This window comes from Lysinibacillus sp. FSL K6-0232 (genome assembly GCF_038008325.1).
GTDB lineage: Bacteria > Bacillota > Bacilli > Bacillales_A > Planococcaceae > Lysinibacillus.
Window position 1 is genome coordinate 555,724 of sequence record NZ_JBBOYW010000001.1, and the last position, 15,474, is coordinate 571,197.

Below are 15,474 nucleotides of genomic sequence, written 5' to 3' on the forward strand. Positions count from 1 at the left end.
TGGCGCTTTTTATTTAGACTGAAGGATATCCTGTGCATTTTCTATAGGATAGCTTTGCACAAAGTCAGCTTGTATAGCTAGTCGCTTCGTTCCTTTCTCTGCACAAGTAATCAATGTTAGTATTGTTTGATCGGGAATATCATCAATAATATAAATATCTGTTGCGGCAATCACTTTTTTTGTAGCTAATTTATACTCATAAATATCTGTCATATCCGTTACATAAATGATATCGCCAACCTGTGCTTCATAGAGAGGGCTAAATAAAATATCCCTATTCTCAAAATAATGACCTGCTAGCGCATAGTTTCCTTGCCCAAGCTGCTGGTCAGGCTTCATTGTACCAGCTCCAGCGGCAAGTACAGCGTTGCCAACACCCTTTAAAATAGGAAGCTGCATCTCCACACTTGGTACGATAATACTGCCTATCACAGGCATTTTGCTAGCCTTTACCTGCGCTTGGAGCACTTCTGCAATGGAGAGTGATTGTACATCGTCAAACTCAAAATCCGCATGTGCTTGATTGTTTTTTTCAATAGCTGCTGCGCTATAATCGGTTGTATTTAATCGACCACTTAAATGGTCAATAATTGCGTTTTGGATGGGATTAATAAAAATAAGTAATACACCAATAATCAGTATTAAAATAAGTAAGATTCGTTTAAAGTGCTTCAATCTATCTATCACATCCTGACATTGAAATAACAAATTGTCCTATAAAAATGGGTAGAGTGCTATTGGCTCTACCCATGCTGCTATTATTTATCGCTAAAGCGAACACCTGCAACGCCGTAATGGTTTTTAGACATTTCCTCGATAAAAACGACGATATTTTCTTCAGGTGCATTGGCTGTACGGGAAACGGCTTCTGTTACTTCTTTTACAAGTGCACGTTTTTGCTCCTCTGTGCGACCTTCAAGCATTTTCACAGTTACATATGGCATAATATTGCCTCCTTTATAGAATAATGTTGTATAGTTAGTTTATAAGAAAGTATAAACTTCTTACTTGCAACTAGGCATTTGCGCTATAGCTTGTTAGCGGCAAGATGCTTTCCTTTATAATAGCAGAATGGAGGATATTTAAGTATGACAAATGAAGAAAAACCAAAACAAAAAATGGGCTTTACCATTATTAAAAATGATCCAACAGATGGACATAAGGGGTTTGGTATTGGCTCTCTTTCATTAGAGAATGTATCACCAGTAATTATTGATGTAGAGGAAGGAACAGCCTCTGTTGAAATTGGAGCAATGCATGCACGGAGTGATGTTGAACGCGGCATTAAATTTACAACGGATCGTGCTGATTCAGAGGGTGGTAAACCCTATTGGCTCGTATGGGTCACAATCGACCATAAAGCGGATGGACCATACTATGCGGGTGTAACAGCTTGTGAAATGGTTGTGAATCGTGAGAAACGCCGTGGCTATAAAATTTTAGCTGACCATGTCAATAAAATGGATAAATCCATGAAACGTCATATTATCGTAGAACATATGGATGCATCGTCTAAAAAAGTGTTAGCTAATTTCTTAAAGGAGCTTAATCCTGAGCTATGGGAGCGCAGTGTAGAGCAATTACGTCAAGACTTATTTGTCGAATAGTGACCTAATGATTGAACAATCTGTGACATTTTGCGATCGCTTTCGATATTAGGTTGAAAGTGGGTTTGAAACAAAGTACACTTGAGGCAGAGCTTACATTTTAGTAAGCTAGGACACTTGGTATTGCGAATGTGATGAGCGCTATGCGGCATTTGAACAACCCAAACCCAAGCCAAATGCCCCATGATGCTCATACTTCGCGTACCATAAAAAAGAAAGGCTTTCTGTTCCCACGGACAAGTTTCCGGGGAAGAGAAAGCTTTTCTTATTTTTTGTCTATTGTTACTTTGTCGAGAGTTTTCATCATATAGAACGTGTGACGATAAAAAAGGTTTCCCTATTATTGCTTATTTTTTTCATCGTCTTTAAAAAGTGAAAACGGCAGCATATTCCAAAACTCACCCCATGTATTGCTATCAAGAATATCAAAGTTTGTACATTTTTCAGTTGGTACATCCTTTTCCTCTACATAGATAAGACGCTGTTTAGGGCAGGCATCTGTTGCAAGTTTACCCGTTTCAATATCAATGACAACACCTTTTACACCTTTAGGCTTTTTAAAGTCTTCATTTTTAATGCCTTTGTTCACAGTTTCCATAAAGTCAATCCATATTTGCTTTGTTGCAGCCGAGTCCTCTTTGGCTGTTAGGTTTTTGCCTTGATCATAGCCATTCCATACCCCGGCAGTTAGCCGTGGTGTATAACCGATTAGCCATTGATCACTATTCGTAGAGCCAGATTTAGCTGCGTATGTGTGTGTCATACGCGAGCGAATACTAATGCCTGTAGCAGGTGAGTAATCACTGAAAACAGGATCGAAAATACCTGTCATCATTTCTGTTAAAATAAAGGCATTTTCTTTAGAAATAGCTGTTTCTGGCTTTTGCGTCACCTCTTTATTTTCATAAATTGTATCACCTTGGGCGTTTTGAATGGATACAATGGTTGTTGGAATTGTTTGCTGCCCCTGTGACGCCAAAATATTATAAGCATTTGTCATTTCATATAATGTTGTTTCGACTGTTCCTAATGCAATGGATAAATTATCCTTTGCACCAATGCCTACACTAAAGCGATTAGCCATATTATGAAATTCCTTAAAGCCAATATCCTCTAATGTTTTCACTGCATAAATATTATCAGAAATCGCAATTGCCTGTGCCATAGACATATCATGATCTGCAAACTGTCCATTAACGTTTTTAGGCGCATACGTTCCTCGACCATTATCATACGTAAAGGTTGTTTCACCAACATCTAAAAACGTCAGCGGAGTATAGCCATTTTCTAAAGCTGCTGCATATAAAATTGGCTTAATGGTAGAGCCCGGCTGTCGTTTTGCTTGTGTAACGCGGTTAAAGGAGCTGACAGCATAATCACGGCCTCCAACTAAAGCAGTAACAGCGCCTGTTTTAGCTTCCATACTAACAAATGCTGTTTGTAAATCATTTGCAGGCATATTTTTAGCAATTGCTTCTTCCGCTGCTTTTTGATGTGCTACATTTAGTGTTGTTTGGATTGTCCAACCACCCTCACTAATATCAAGGTTTTTGGATTTTAAAATTTCACTAGCCTCTTGCCAAGCCACATCAAGGAAGTAAGGAGCAACTGACTTTGTTGCCACCCAGCTATCATTTTTCAAGACAAGCTGTTCATTTTTTGCACGTGCTTGCTCTTCCTGTGTAATGGCACCTTGGTCAGCCATTAGCTTTAAAATAACATGCTGGCGGTTTGTCGCCTTCTCCAAATTAGCGATCGGTGAATAAATGCTTGGCCCTTTTGGTATTCCTGTAAGCATTGCTGCCTCGGCAAGTGTTAAATCACTCGCTGACTTTCCAAAGAAGAAGCGACTAGCTGCCTCTACACCGTACATGCCATGACCATAATAGACAGTATTTAAATAGCCCTCTAATATTTCATCCTTATCATAAAAAACTTCTAATCTATAAGCATAGAGCGCCTCATTTAATTTACGTGTCCATGATTTTTCATGGGAAAGATATAGGTTTCGTGCATATTGCTGGGTGATTGTACTTGCTCCTTGTACTTTGCTTCCAGCCTTAATATCCACTAAAATAGCACCAGCAATACGTGAATAATCAAAGCCATTATGCTTATAAAAATCTTTATCCTCTACAGCAACGACTGCTTCTTTTAAATAGGGGGACATCTCATCAAGACTCACCCAATAACGTCGCTGGTTTGTAAAGTGATCTCCGATTTGGTTCTCATTTTCATCTAAAAAAATGGAGGCTTTCGGTACGGTTAAAGGCGGTGCACCAGCCACTTGAACATAGATGCGTAGTGCGATAATGGCTACAACAATGGCAGATGTAAAGGCAACAAAAAAAGTAAGGGTTTTACGTGTGCGCTTTACACGCTTTTGTTTGCGATGATAGCTTTTTCGTTTCATCCGACTTCACCTCGTTTTCTTACAGCTTCGAACTTAGCGTTAGTATGTGTCTGAACATTTATCTTTAATCGAAATTTTGGCTAAAAACTATTGCACTTTATACAAAAACATCTATACTTTTTTTGTACTACTTGAAATACTAGCATTCGACATCAACATCACACTTTGTTGATTTTAATCGAATTTTGCCAGATGTTCCAATAATGTATACGAGGATAGAAGGATACAGGTTTCATTACAATCCTGTAAGCTATAATAGAAGAGCTAACGAACATGATGTTAAATATAATGGAGGCACAGCAATGAGATTTGATGAAGCATATTCAGGGAATGTTTTTATAAAAAGTCATCCTACCTATGAGGATGCACAGGCAGTTATTTATGGCATGCCAATGGATTGGACAGTAAGCTATCGTCCGGGGTCACGTTTCGGTCCACAGCGTATTCGTGAGGTATCAATTGGCCTTGAGGAATACAGTCCGTATCTAGATCGTGAGCTGGAGGAAGTAAAGTATTTTGATGCAGGTGATATTCCGCTACCATTTGGCAATGCACAACGTTCATTGGATGAAATTGAAAAATTTATTGAAAAATTATTAGCAGATGGCAAAATTCCTGTTGGTATGGGCGGAGAGCATTTAGTGTCGTGGCCTGTTATGAAGGCTGTTTCCGCTAAATATGATGATTTAGCCATTATTCATTTTGATGCACATACAGATTTACGTGTGGAATATGAGGGTGAGCCACTTTCGCATTCAACGCCAATTCGTAAAATTGCTGAGCATATTGGACCAAAAAATGTCTATTCATTCGGTATTCGCTCAGGTATGAGGGAAGAATTTGAATGGGCGAAGGAAAACGGCATGCATATTTCAAAATTCGAAGTGCTAGAGCCATTAAAAGAGGTACTACCATCATTAGCTGGACGCAATGTGTATGTAACAATTGATATTGATGTACTAGACCCAGCTCATGCACCAGGCACGGGTACAGTAGATTGTGGTGGTATTACATCGAAAGAATTACTAGCTTCAATTCATGCCATTGCAGCAAGCGGCGTCAACGTTGTAGGCTTTGACCTAGTAGAAGTAGCACCAATCTATGACTCATCCGAAATGACAGCGAATACGGCTTCAAAATTGTTACGAGAAATGATATTAGGCTGGGTAAAATAAAGGGAGAAGTTAATTAAGTATGAACCATTATCAAAACACCATTCAGTAGGGTACTGACCATCATTTTTGAAACATTATGAAAACACCTTACCTTGCAGCTAGTTGCCGGTATTTTACCGGCGACTGGCTGTTTAGTTTCGTTTGAATACAGATATTGTTATAATAGTTTATATAGTTTTCGACGATTTGAATCACATGCGCATTCGTTGTGTGATAGATTTTGTCGAGATAGAACGTTTCCGACTTTAGCGAGGAGTAGAACGTTTCAATTGGGGAAGTATCAGCGGGCGTACCTTTACAGGACATACTCATGATAATATCTTTTTCTTTTACTGCTTTTTGATAGGCATATGACGTATATACAGAGCCTTGATCACTATGCAACATACACCTTCTGGTAATGTAGGCAATTGATTTAAAGTATCTAAGACAAACTCAGTATCCTGAGGAAATCCAATTGTTTGTGCGACTATCTTGCCATTAAAGATATCTAGAATACTTGAAAGATACATCATTGTTTGTCCAAAAGGCAAGTAGGTAATATCTGTAACTAGTTTTTCGAGTAGTGCCTCTGCAGTAAAGTCACGATTTAATAAATTTGGTGCAATATAAGCTGGTTGACCAGTACGCTTACGTTTTTTCATTTTTACTCGACACTGCCAACCATATTTTTGCATTATTTTTTGCACTGTATTTTTACTAATCGCTTCTCCATAAATACTCATGATTTTCCGGTAGCCCTATCGAAATTTATGGAGGATACAAAGTTCACCAATTTTCTTATCTCGTATTTCTTTCTGTGTTTCAACGTTATTATTCTTTTTCCAACGGTAATAACATGATCTACCTACACCCAAATGTTCACAGATTTCAATGATTGTCATGTATTCTTTTAGTTCATCAAATATCGATTTTCTGCTTTTAATTTAGCCGTTTCATTTTCATATTCTGGTCCCTTGCCATAAGTATATTGTTTTCCAACCGGCTGTTCAAAATGATGCTGTTCACCCTTTCGATACTACTTCATCCATGTTTTCAGTTGTGAATGATTTCGAATATTTAATTCTTCTAATACTTGTTTGACAGACACTCCTGCTAATCTCATTTCAATTGCTTTTCTCTTAATCTCTACTGGATAACTAACTCTTGTTCCCATAGAAAAAACACCTCCACGTTGATTTAAGGGTTTAATACCCGTTTTTCAATATAAGGTGTTTTTATTTGTCTCAGTTTATTAGGTCAGTGCGGTTTTTTCTTTGGTCAATAAAACATGTAGGAGTCATTAGGATTTTACTACTCTTTTAGAGAATAATTTTTATTATCTTAAATAATTAATAATAATTTTCATTATCGTTTATAAGCTTACAAGGTGGAAATTTTAGTAACCAAATGAAATTATCTATAATAGCTTTATTTAGATTACATATAGAGAAGGTATATTTAGATTTAGTCTATCAAAAAGTACTTGTTTTAGAAGAAATAATTAGTTAATTATGTGTGAAATAGGTTGTTAGATGGATGTAGTAGATGGATGAATCATTGTTTAATGATATAGTTATTTATTTATATTTGAATAATATTTTTTGTAAAATGGGAGCACTCAAAAAATTATTATTGATATACCATTTATAATATTATAGAATGATAATCATTATCGGTTAGGGGGAGTTTGTATGAAAAAGCTATATTCGTTTACCCTTATACTTATTATGGCATTGCTACTAGTAGGATGTACAGGGGATAAGGATAAGCAAGACTCGAGCAAAGGTAATACTAATAAAAGTTCCAAGGATCAATTAGTTTTTGCTAATTTTCGAGATATTCGAGATTTGAATCCACATTTATATGCTGGTGAGCTATTTGCACAAGGAATGCTCTATGAGTCATTAGTGAAAGTGACAGATAAGGGAATAGAGCCTTGGCTAGCCAAGGATTGGGAGATTAGTGAGGATGGCAAGGAGTATACATTTTTCTTACGAGATGATGTGAAGTTTCATGATGGTGAAAAATTTAATGCAAATGCTGCAAAAGCAAACTTCGATGCTATTTTAGATAATATTGAAAGACATGGCTGGCTGGAATTAGTCCGATTAATGGAAAGCGTTGAGGCAGTGGATGAATATACCTTGAAAGTTAAGATGACTGAGCCATATTTTCCAATGTTAACGGAGCTAGCTGTAACAAGACCATTCCGTTTTATTTCACCGAATGCAATGATTGATGGAAAGACAAAAGATGGTGTCAAAGAATACATAGGAACAGGTCCTTATGCTTTAACAGACCATAAAAAAGATGAAAGTGCCACATTTACATATTTTGAGGACTACTGGGGTGAGGCACCTGCTATTAAAACTGTGATTGCTAAGGTTATACCAGATAATCAGGCTAGAGTATTAGCGCTACAAAAAGGTGAAATTGATTTAATTTACGGTAAAAATTTAATTGATGCAGAATCCTTTGAATCATTAGTAGCAGGAGGCAAATTTGATTCATTGCTGTCAGACCCTATATCGTCTCGCATCATTCTTTTAAATACAACGAATGAAATTTTAAATGATGTTAATGTAAGAAAGGCTTTACAGCATGCGGTAGATAAAGTGGCTATTTCTGAAGGTATTTTTAATGGCAGTGAAGCGCCAGCAGACACACTGCTAGCAGAGACAGTTCCTTATGCAAATATTGGACTAAAACCTTATAAATATGATGTGGAAACAACAGAGAAATTATTAGATGAGGCAGGCTGGAAGATGGATAAGGCTGCTAACGTGCGTAAAAAAGATGGCAAAGAGCTAACATTGAATCTGTACTACAATAGCGACACAGCTTCTGAAAAAACAATTAGTGAATATTTGCAAAGTGAGTTTGGAAAATTAGGTGTTGCATTGAAAATAGCAGGAGAGGAGGAGCAGTCCTATAGAGATCGTCAAAAAGCTGGTGATTTTGATATTATTTTTGATATTTCTTGGGGCACGCCTTATGACCCTCAATCATTTATTTCTGCTATGAAGCTTCCTGTATATGGCGATTACTATGCACAGCAAGGCTTACCAAACAAAGCGGAATTAGATCAAAATATTGCAGATGTTTTAATTTCTACGGATGAGCAAGCAAGACAAGAGTTATTTACAAAAATTTTAACAACATTACATGACGAAGCTGTTTATATTCCATTAACATATGAACGAAATCGAGCTGTTTTTGTGGATGGCTTAAAAAATGTGACGTTCAATCCTTCACAATTTGAAATACCATTTGAAAAAATGAGCTTTGAATAAGATGAATAATTAATTTGTGGCTGAAGCTTGTTTATGAACATGTAATAGACAAGCGCCAGCCACTTTTATCTTGGGAAAGACAAACTTCACTAGGAGGGTGACGATGTGAAAGAATATATTTTGAAAAGACTTATGCTGGCAATCCCTACTATACTGCTTGTAACATTTTTAGCATTTGTGTTAGTAGAATTAGTGCCTTCTGATCCAGCAGAGGTTGCTTTAAGGGTTAATGGTGCGGTAGCGACAGAAGAAGCAGTAGAGTTAACTCGTATAGAATTGGGCTTGGATAAACCGTTAATTACCCGTTATATTGATTGGCTAACAGCAAGTCTACATCTCGATTTTGGTACTTCCTTTGTTAGTAAGCATCCCGTATTAGAGGAAATAACACAGGCATTGCCAGCCACCTTACAATTAGCCGCTGCCACATTGCTTGCCATTGTTGTGGTAAGTGTACCGTTAGGCGTTATTTGTGCTGTTTGGAAAGATAGCTGGTTCGATAAAATTGTACGAGTGTTTATATTTATTGTGACAGCTATGCCAAACTATTGGGTTGGGCTACTGCTAATTGCGTTTTTAGCGGTTCAATTAGATTTATTTCCAACAGGCGGAAGAGGGACAATCCAGCATTTAATTTTACCAACGATTACACTGTCGCTTACATATATTTCTACATATGTTCGTTTAATTCGCAATAGCATGCTAGATAATATGAAGGAAACATATGTTTTATATGCTAGGGCAAAAGGATTAGTAGAAAAAAGCATTGTATTTAAGCATGTTTTATTAAATTCATTACAGTCTACGATTACTTCTTTTGGCATGAGTGTGGCAAAGCTAATTGCAGGGGCGTTTGTAGTAGAAACGATTTTTTCATGGCCTGGCATAGGGATGCTTTGTGTATCAGCTATTTTTAATAGAGATTATCCGATTATTCAGGCTTATATTTTAATGATGGCTATTATCTTTGTGGTCTTTAATTTACTTGTGGATATTGTCAATTATGCGCTTGATCCTAGATTGAGAAAGGAATTGAATTAGTATGGTGGCAGGATGGAGGAAGCTACAAAAAGATAAAATAGCATTTATTAGCGTTTTACTTCTTATCGCTATTTTTCTATTAGGCATTTTTGCGCCGTTGATTGCGCCAAATGATCCTAATTTAGCAAATATCGCGATGAAGTATAAAGGCATATCAAAGACATACTGGTTAGGGACAGATCAGCTAGGTCGCTGTGTTTTTTCAAGATTATTGTATGGTATTCGAACAACAGTATTTTTAGCAATGCTAACAATGATTGTGACAATGACGATTGGGATTACGTTTGGCTTACTGGCAGGTTATTTGAAAGGTCATATTGATAATTTCCTTATGAGGGTTTGTGATGTTTTATTATCATTCCCTAGTGAAGTTATGATATTGGCAATTGTCGGTTTATTAGGCCCAGGAATGTTTAATATTATTTTAGCTAGTGTATTGGTAAAATGGGCATGGTATACAAGAATGATTCGAGGAATTGTCTATAAATCTAGTAATCAAAATTATATTTTATATTCACAAACAATTGGTATGCCGAAGCTATTTATTTTAAGAAAGCATGTTTTACCTGTGTCGCTCTCTCAAATTCTTGTGCTAGCATCATTAGATACTGGCTGGGTTATTATTAGTATTTCGGCACTATCATTTTTAGGTTTAGGTGTACAGGCACCAACAGCCGAATGGGGAGCAATGCTTAGTGAGGCAAGAACAGTGATGATGACACATCCAGAGCAAATGATTGTACCGGGCATAGCACTATTATTAGTGGTAGCTGCATTTAATTATTTAGGCGATAGCATGCGTGATGTGCTAGATAAAAAGGAGGCTTGATGATGAACCCACTATTACAAGTAGACGCATTAACGATCAAGCTAAAAGAGCAATACTTAGTGCAAAATGTACATTTTGATTTGCATCAGCACCAATGCTTAGGGATTGTTGGAGAAAGCGGAAGTGGCAAAAGTATAACGTGTAAGGCGATTATGGGACTGCTTCCTCAAAACTTTACAACTGATGGGCAAATATGGTGGGACAATAAAAACTTATTAGAGGCTAGCCCATCTGAAATAAGAGCACTCCGTGGCAATGATATTTCAATGATTTTGCAAAATCCGATGACCGCCTTTAATCCAATTTTTACAATCGGCAATCAAATGCAGGAAATGATACGAGCGCATTTACAGGTGAGCAAAGGGGAAGCACTTGAGATGGCATGTGCGGCGCTTTCTAAAATGCTCTTAAAGCAGCCTGAGGTCATTCTAAAAAAATATCCACATGAATTAAGTGGTGGTATGCTACAGCGTATTATGATTGCCAATGCATTGGTCTTAAATCCATCGTTAATTATTGCTGATGAGCCAACAACAGCTTTAGATGCAGTGACACAAAAAGAAGTTATGTACGAACTGCAACAGTTACAGCAAGAATTGGATAGCTCAATGATTATTATATCCCATGATTTAGCTGTTGTTGCGAATTTAGCACAGGATGTACTTGTGATGAATCATGGGCAACAAGTAGAGCATGGCTCCGTCGAACAAATATTTGCAAACCCAAAGGATGACTATACACGATATTTGCTTAATACAAAGCTAGCTATGCTAAAAAAATATGAATCTGTGTTAGGAGGAATTTGATTGTTAGTTAAGGTGGAAAACGTTCAGAAAAAGTATGTAATCAAGGAAAAAACGATTTTTCGAAAAAAATACCATCATATTATCAATGGTGTTTCTCTCTATTTAAATCAAGGTGAATGCTTAGGAATTATCGGCGAAAGCGGCAGTGGGAAAAGCACGCTAAGCAGAATGATTTTAGGGATAGAGAAGCCCAATGAAGGAAACATATTAATGGATGGTCATAATTTTTGGGAGGTATCAAGCGCCCAAAGAAAAGCTTTAAAGAGAGAAATTAGTATTGTTTTTCAGGATTATACATCCTCAGTAAATCCGAACTTTACTGTAAAGGAAATTATCGCAGAGCCTTTATTTTTATTAAAAAATGTAGCAGAGAAAGAAAAAAGTTCTAGAATTACAGAGCTGCTTTATAAGGTGGAATTAGATGATAGCTTCTTGGAGCGTTATCCACACGAATTAAGCGGTGGTCAGCTACAAAGAGTCTGTATTGCAAGAGCCATTGCTACTAAACCGAAGCTTGTTGTATTAGATGAAGCGATATCCTCCTTAGACGTATCCATCCAATTAAAAATTTTAGATTTACTCATTAAATTAAAGGAAGAGGAGCAATTATCATATATTTTCATTACACATGACCTTATGACCCTTACATATATTTGTGATCGTGTCTGCTTTTTAAAAGATGGACGCATCGTAGAGCAGGTTCAATCATTAGACCAATTAACCAATGTAAGCCACCCCTATGCACAGGGCTTATTAAATGCAGTATTACATATCGAGCAATTTAACGCGAATAAGGAAGTTATAGGATGATTACATCGAAGAAATATATACTGGTTGCGATTCCATTAATTTTATCAACAATTACGACGCCTTTGTTAGGAATGGTCGATACGATGGTTATAGGACATTTATCGAATGCTTCGTTCATTGGTGGAATTGCCATCAGCGTGATGATTTTTAATACACTCTATTGGTTATTTGGTTTTTTGCGTGTAAGTACGACAGGGCTTGTTGCGCAAGCATTTGGACGTAATAATGCATATGAATCCAAGCTGGCGTTTTTTAGGCCACTTCTTGTCGCAATTGTAATTGGGGTTGTCTTTGTACTTGCACAGCAAATTATTTTGTCTGCTGCCTACTTTATTATGAAGCCAGAGCAAAGCGTCTGGATGTTTGCCAAGCAATACTTTTCTATTCGTATTTGGGGTGCACCTTTTGCATTAGCAATGTATGTAATTGTTGGCTGGCTAATTGGCGCAAGCAAAGTAAAAATAACGCTATTCCTTCAATTATATATGAATGTCTTAAATATTATTTTATGTATCGTTTTTGTGATGGTGTTAGGCTGGGAGGTAAAAGGCGTTGCCCTTGCGACTGTAATTGCTGAAATTTCCGCTCCTATTTTAGGAATTTTTCTAGTAAGGTCGCAACAATTCCTAGCTGACTGGCATAAAGTGCGAAAAGAACTATTTGATATAAAGATGCTAAAAGTGATGTGGGCAATGAATAGAGACTTTTTTATTCGTACGATTTGTCTGCTTACAGCACATACAATCTTTACAGCTATAGGGTCATCCATGAGTGTTGAAGTATTAGCGGCAAATACGATTTTATTTCAGCTCCATTTTGTCTTTGCCTATTTTTTTGATGGTCTTGCCAATGCCTCCAGTATATTTATGGGCAATGCAGTTGGCGCAAAAAATGAAATGCTCTATAAAAAAACTCTTCACCTTTCATTTTGGTGGTCCTTTGTTTTTGCGCTATTAATGTCTGCTACATTTTATGTATTAGGTCCATGGATGCTAGCTAAATTCACTAATATTCAGGAAGTATATCAACTAACATTGGATTATTATATATGGCTGACTCTTTTCCCAATTTGCGGCTTTTGGGCGTTAATGTTGGGCGGCATTTTTTCAGGCGCAACGTTAATTAAACCGATAAGAGATTCGCATATTTGGTCATTAGTATCCTATTTTATCGTTCTCGTGATTTGTATTCCTTTATGGTCTAATCATGGGCTATGGCTAGCTTTTATTGTTTTCAATTTAGGCAGAAGTGTATTTTTAGCGATGTACCAGTATAAAATTAATCATCTATTCCGTGCGGATCATCCATAAATGTATGTCTTATTCGCTTCTAGCTGCTTGACTTCAACCTTGAAAAAACAGTCGTATTCATCCTATAATAAAAAGGTTATCGTAAAAGACTAAAAAGGGAGCGTCCAGTATGGCGAACGAGGTAAGATCGCAGGTGAAAATTAAGCTCATTTCAACGATTCAGCCAGTTGATGGAGAGTCTGAAAGTTATGAAATGTGGCTGACAGGGCAGCTACTTGAAAAAGCAGGAAGCATGTATTTGAAATACGAAGAGGTGCAGGAGGATAAAACGATCCGCACAACAATGAAGCTAGGTCATGAACGGGCGCTTATTATGCGTGCTGGTGCAGTGAATATGCGACTACCACTGAATATCATTGAACAGCAAACAGGTCATTATGAAAGCGAGTTTGGTTCAATGCCACTTGTTATTGATACAAAGAAAATGGCATTTACAAAACAGGTAATAAGCGGAGATTTCCATGTACAGTACGATTTATTAATGGGTGGGCAATCCGTTGGCAACTATACATTAGACATTACATTTACGGAGGTATAATGATGAACGCAGTAGAACAAGTACAGCAGGCTATTAAAGCAGCGATCGCTCAAGCTGTTGAAAAGACGGGCTTAGTTGAAGCAGGTACAGAATTAACGATTCACCTTGAAACACCAAAGGATAAAGCGAATGGTGATTATGCAACAAATATTGCTATGCAATTAACGAAACTAGCGAAAAAGCCACCTCGTGTGATTGCAGAGGCTATTTTAGAAAACTTGGAAACAGCAGGCACAGATATTGAAAAAATTGATATTGCTGGTCCTGGTTTTATGAATATCACTGTGCGTAAAGGTTTTTTAACAGAAGTGGTGTCACAAGTCCTTGAGCAAGGCGCTGATTATGGGCGTTCAAACGCTGGTGCAGGTGAAAAAATTCAAGTGGAGTTTGTATCTGCTAATCCAACAGGGGACCTTCACTTAGGACATGCACGCGGGGCATCTGTTGGGGATTCATTATGTAATGTATTAGATATGGCTGGTTATGAGGTTTCTCGTGAGTATTATATTAATGATGCGGGGAATCAAATTAATAATTTAGCATATTCACTGGAGGCTCGTTATAAGCAGGCTTTAGGGTTAGATGCGGACATGCCAGAAGATGGCTACCATGGTGCTGATATTATTGAAATTGCTGGCAAGCTAGCGCAAGAGCATGGTGAGGCAATTTTATCGAAACCAGAGGAAGAACGTTTTGCATTTTTCCGCCAGCATGGATTAGCGCTAGAATTGGACAAGCTAAAAACAGACCTTGCAAACTTCCGTGTAAATTTTGATGTTTGGTATTCAGAAACATCTCTCTATGAAAACGGTAAAATTGAAGCAGCATTAGATAAATTAAAGGCTAATGGCCATGTATTTGAAGAAGATGGTGCAACATGGTTCCGTTCCACAACATTTGGTGATGATAAAGACCGTGTGTTAATTAAAAATGATGGCTCATTCACCTATTTAATGCCAGATATTGCTTATCATGAGGACAAAATTGTGCGTGGTTTCGATAAGCTAATTAATATTTGGGGAGCTGACCACCATGGCTATATTCCACGTATGAAAGCGGCAATCCAAGCGCTTGGCTATGATCGTGATACGTTAGAAGTGGAAGTTATTCAAATGGTTCAGCTTTATAAAAACGGTGAAAAATTCAAAATGTCAAAACGTACAGGAAATGCTGTCACAATGCGTGAGCTTGTGGAAGAGGTTGGCTTAGATGCAGTGCGTTATTTCTTTGTAAAAACAGCAGGCGATTCTCATATGGATTTTGATCTTGATCTTGCCGTATCACAATCCAATGAAAATCCAGTGTATTATGCACAATATGCACATGCGCGTATTTCTTCTATTTTACGTTCTGCAAATGAGCAAGGATTTGCTGCTTCAACAGCACATCTTGATCTATTAACAGCAGAGAAGGAAATTGATTTATTGAAAAAAATAGGCGACTTCCCACGAGTGGTAGCAGAAGCGGCAAAACACCGCACGCCACACCGTATCGCCAACTATATTCAAGAAACAGCAGCAGCCTTCCATAGCTTCTATAACGCAGAGAAGGTATTAGATGCTACAAATAAAGAGCTGACAGAGGCTCGTTTAGCATTAATTACAGCTGTACGTACAACAATTGCCAATGCACTACGCCTAATCGGTGTATCTGCACCTGAAAAAATGTAA

13 protein-coding genes and 1 pseudogene are annotated in these 15,474 nt (G+C 37.4%); 10 read left to right on the forward strand and 4 right to left on the reverse strand.

Annotated elements, in window-relative coordinates:
- Nucleotides 1-9 precede the first annotated feature (9 nt).
- Nucleotides 10-687, reverse strand: a complete 678-nt coding sequence (locus MHB42_RS02615) for a class A sortase (protein ID WP_340804226.1) — start codon at nucleotides 685-687, stop codon at nucleotides 10-12.
- Between the two features lie 71 nt (nucleotides 688-758).
- A complete protein-coding gene (locus tag MHB42_RS02620; protein ID WP_340804227.1) occupies nucleotides 759-944 on the reverse strand; it encodes a 2-hydroxymuconate tautomerase in 186 nt (61 codons plus the stop codon).
- A gap of 144 nt (nucleotides 945-1,088) precedes the next feature.
- Here MHB42_RS02620 and MHB42_RS02625 point away from each other — a divergent pair, with 144 nt between their 5' ends.
- Nucleotides 1,089-1,607 (forward strand): YwhD family protein, encoded by a 519-nt coding sequence (locus tag MHB42_RS02625; protein WP_340804228.1) that lies wholly within the window; start codon nucleotides 1,089-1,091, stop codon nucleotides 1,605-1,607.
- Nucleotides 1,608-1,947: 340 nt separating this feature from the next.
- Here MHB42_RS02625 and MHB42_RS02630 read toward each other — a convergent pair whose 3' ends face one another.
- Entirely contained in the window at nucleotides 1,948-4,020 is a 2,073-nt protein-coding gene (locus MHB42_RS02630) for a transglycosylase domain-containing protein (protein WP_340804229.1), read from the reverse strand.
- Between the two features lie 302 nt (nucleotides 4,021-4,322).
- Here MHB42_RS02630 and speB point away from each other — a divergent pair, with 302 nt between their 5' ends.
- Nucleotides 4,323-5,195, forward strand: coding sequence for an agmatinase (gene speB / locus MHB42_RS02635; protein WP_340804230.1), 873 nt, complete (start codon nucleotides 4,323-4,325; stop codon nucleotides 5,193-5,195).
- A gap of 87 nt (nucleotides 5,196-5,282) precedes the next feature.
- On the opposite strand, the pseudogene MHB42_RS02640 reads toward speB, so the two are convergent.
- Nucleotides 5,283-6,351 (reverse strand): annotated as a pseudogene (locus MHB42_RS02640) (IS3 family transposase).
- A 517-nt stretch (nucleotides 6,352-6,868) separates the two neighbouring features.
- Between MHB42_RS02640 and nikA the strand changes: the two are divergent.
- The 8 genes from nikA (at nucleotide 6,869) to argS (ending at nucleotide 15,474) form a co-directional block, all read left to right on the forward strand.
- Nucleotides 6,869-8,470 carry a nickel ABC transporter substrate-binding protein gene (gene nikA, locus MHB42_RS02645; protein ID WP_340804231.1) on the forward strand — a complete coding sequence of 534 codons (1,602 nt, stop codon included), beginning with the start codon at nucleotides 6,869-6,871 and terminating at the stop codon, nucleotides 8,468-8,470.
- Between the two features lie 105 nt (nucleotides 8,471-8,575).
- Nucleotides 8,576-9,511, forward strand: coding sequence for a nickel/cobalt ABC transporter permease (gene opp1B, locus MHB42_RS02650; protein WP_340804232.1), 936 nt, complete (start codon nucleotides 8,576-8,578; stop codon nucleotides 9,509-9,511).
- Nucleotide 9,512: 1 nt separating this feature from the next.
- Nucleotides 9,513-10,340, forward strand: coding sequence for a nickel/cobalt ABC transporter permease (gene opp1C / locus MHB42_RS02655; RefSeq protein WP_340804233.1), 828 nt, complete (start codon nucleotides 9,513-9,515; stop codon nucleotides 10,338-10,340).
- The gene (locus MHB42_RS02660) at nucleotides 10,340-11,146 is read left to right on the forward strand and encodes an ABC transporter ATP-binding protein (protein WP_340804234.1); all 807 of its coding nucleotides are present in this window, start codon (nucleotides 10,340-10,342) and stop codon (nucleotides 11,144-11,146) included. The genes opp1C and MHB42_RS02660 overlap by 1 nt, the downstream gene beginning before the upstream one ends.
- The gene (locus tag MHB42_RS02665) at nucleotides 11,147-11,956 is read left to right on the forward strand and encodes an ABC transporter ATP-binding protein (RefSeq protein ID WP_340804235.1); all 810 of its coding nucleotides are present in this window, start codon (nucleotides 11,147-11,149) and stop codon (nucleotides 11,954-11,956) included.
- Nucleotides 11,953-13,266: an MATE family efflux transporter gene (locus MHB42_RS02670; protein ID WP_340804236.1), complete on the forward strand. Its 1,314-nt coding sequence runs from the start codon at nucleotides 11,953-11,955 to the stop codon at nucleotides 13,264-13,266. Before MHB42_RS02665 ends, MHB42_RS02670 begins: the two co-directional genes overlap by 4 nt.
- A gap of 109 nt (nucleotides 13,267-13,375) precedes the next feature.
- On the forward strand, nucleotides 13,376-13,804 hold the full coding sequence (locus tag MHB42_RS02675) for a DUF1934 domain-containing protein (RefSeq protein ID WP_340804238.1): 429 nt from the start codon (nucleotides 13,376-13,378) through the stop codon (nucleotides 13,802-13,804).
- Nucleotides 13,805-13,806: 2 nt separating this feature from the next.
- A complete protein-coding gene (gene argS / locus MHB42_RS02680; RefSeq protein ID WP_340808512.1) occupies nucleotides 13,807-15,474 on the forward strand; it encodes an arginine--tRNA ligase in 1,668 nt (555 codons plus the stop codon).

Bases quoted from the DNA above. Each gene is read 5' to 3' on its own strand.
- MHB42_RS02620 (WP_340804227.1), bottom strand. From the start codon at position 944: ATGCCATATGTAACTGTGAAAATGCTTGAAGGTCGCACAGAGGAGCAA.
- MHB42_RS02625 (WP_340804228.1), top strand. From the start codon at position 1,089: ATGACAAATGAAGAAAAACCAAAACAAAAAATGGGCTTTACCATTATT.
- MHB42_RS02630 (WP_340804229.1), bottom strand. From the start codon at position 4,020: ATGAAACGAAAAAGCTATCATCGCAAACAAAAGCGTGTAAAGCGCACA.
- speB (WP_340804230.1), top strand. From the start codon at position 4,323: ATGAGATTTGATGAAGCATATTCAGGGAATGTTTTTATAAAAAGTCAT.
- nikA (WP_340804231.1), top strand. From the start codon at position 6,869: ATGAAAAAGCTATATTCGTTTACCCTTATACTTATTATGGCATTGCTA.
- opp1C (WP_340804233.1), top strand. From the start codon at position 9,513: ATGGTGGCAGGATGGAGGAAGCTACAAAAAGATAAAATAGCATTTATT.
- MHB42_RS02660 (WP_340804234.1), top strand. From the start codon at position 10,340: ATGATGAACCCACTATTACAAGTAGACGCATTAACGATCAAGCTAAAA.
- MHB42_RS02670 (WP_340804236.1), top strand. From the start codon at position 11,953: ATGATTACATCGAAGAAATATATACTGGTTGCGATTCCATTAATTTTA.
- MHB42_RS02675 (WP_340804238.1), top strand. From the start codon at position 13,376: ATGGCGAACGAGGTAAGATCGCAGGTGAAAATTAAGCTCATTTCAACG.
- argS (WP_340808512.1), top strand. From the start codon at position 13,807: ATGAACGCAGTAGAACAAGTACAGCAGGCTATTAAAGCAGCGATCGCT.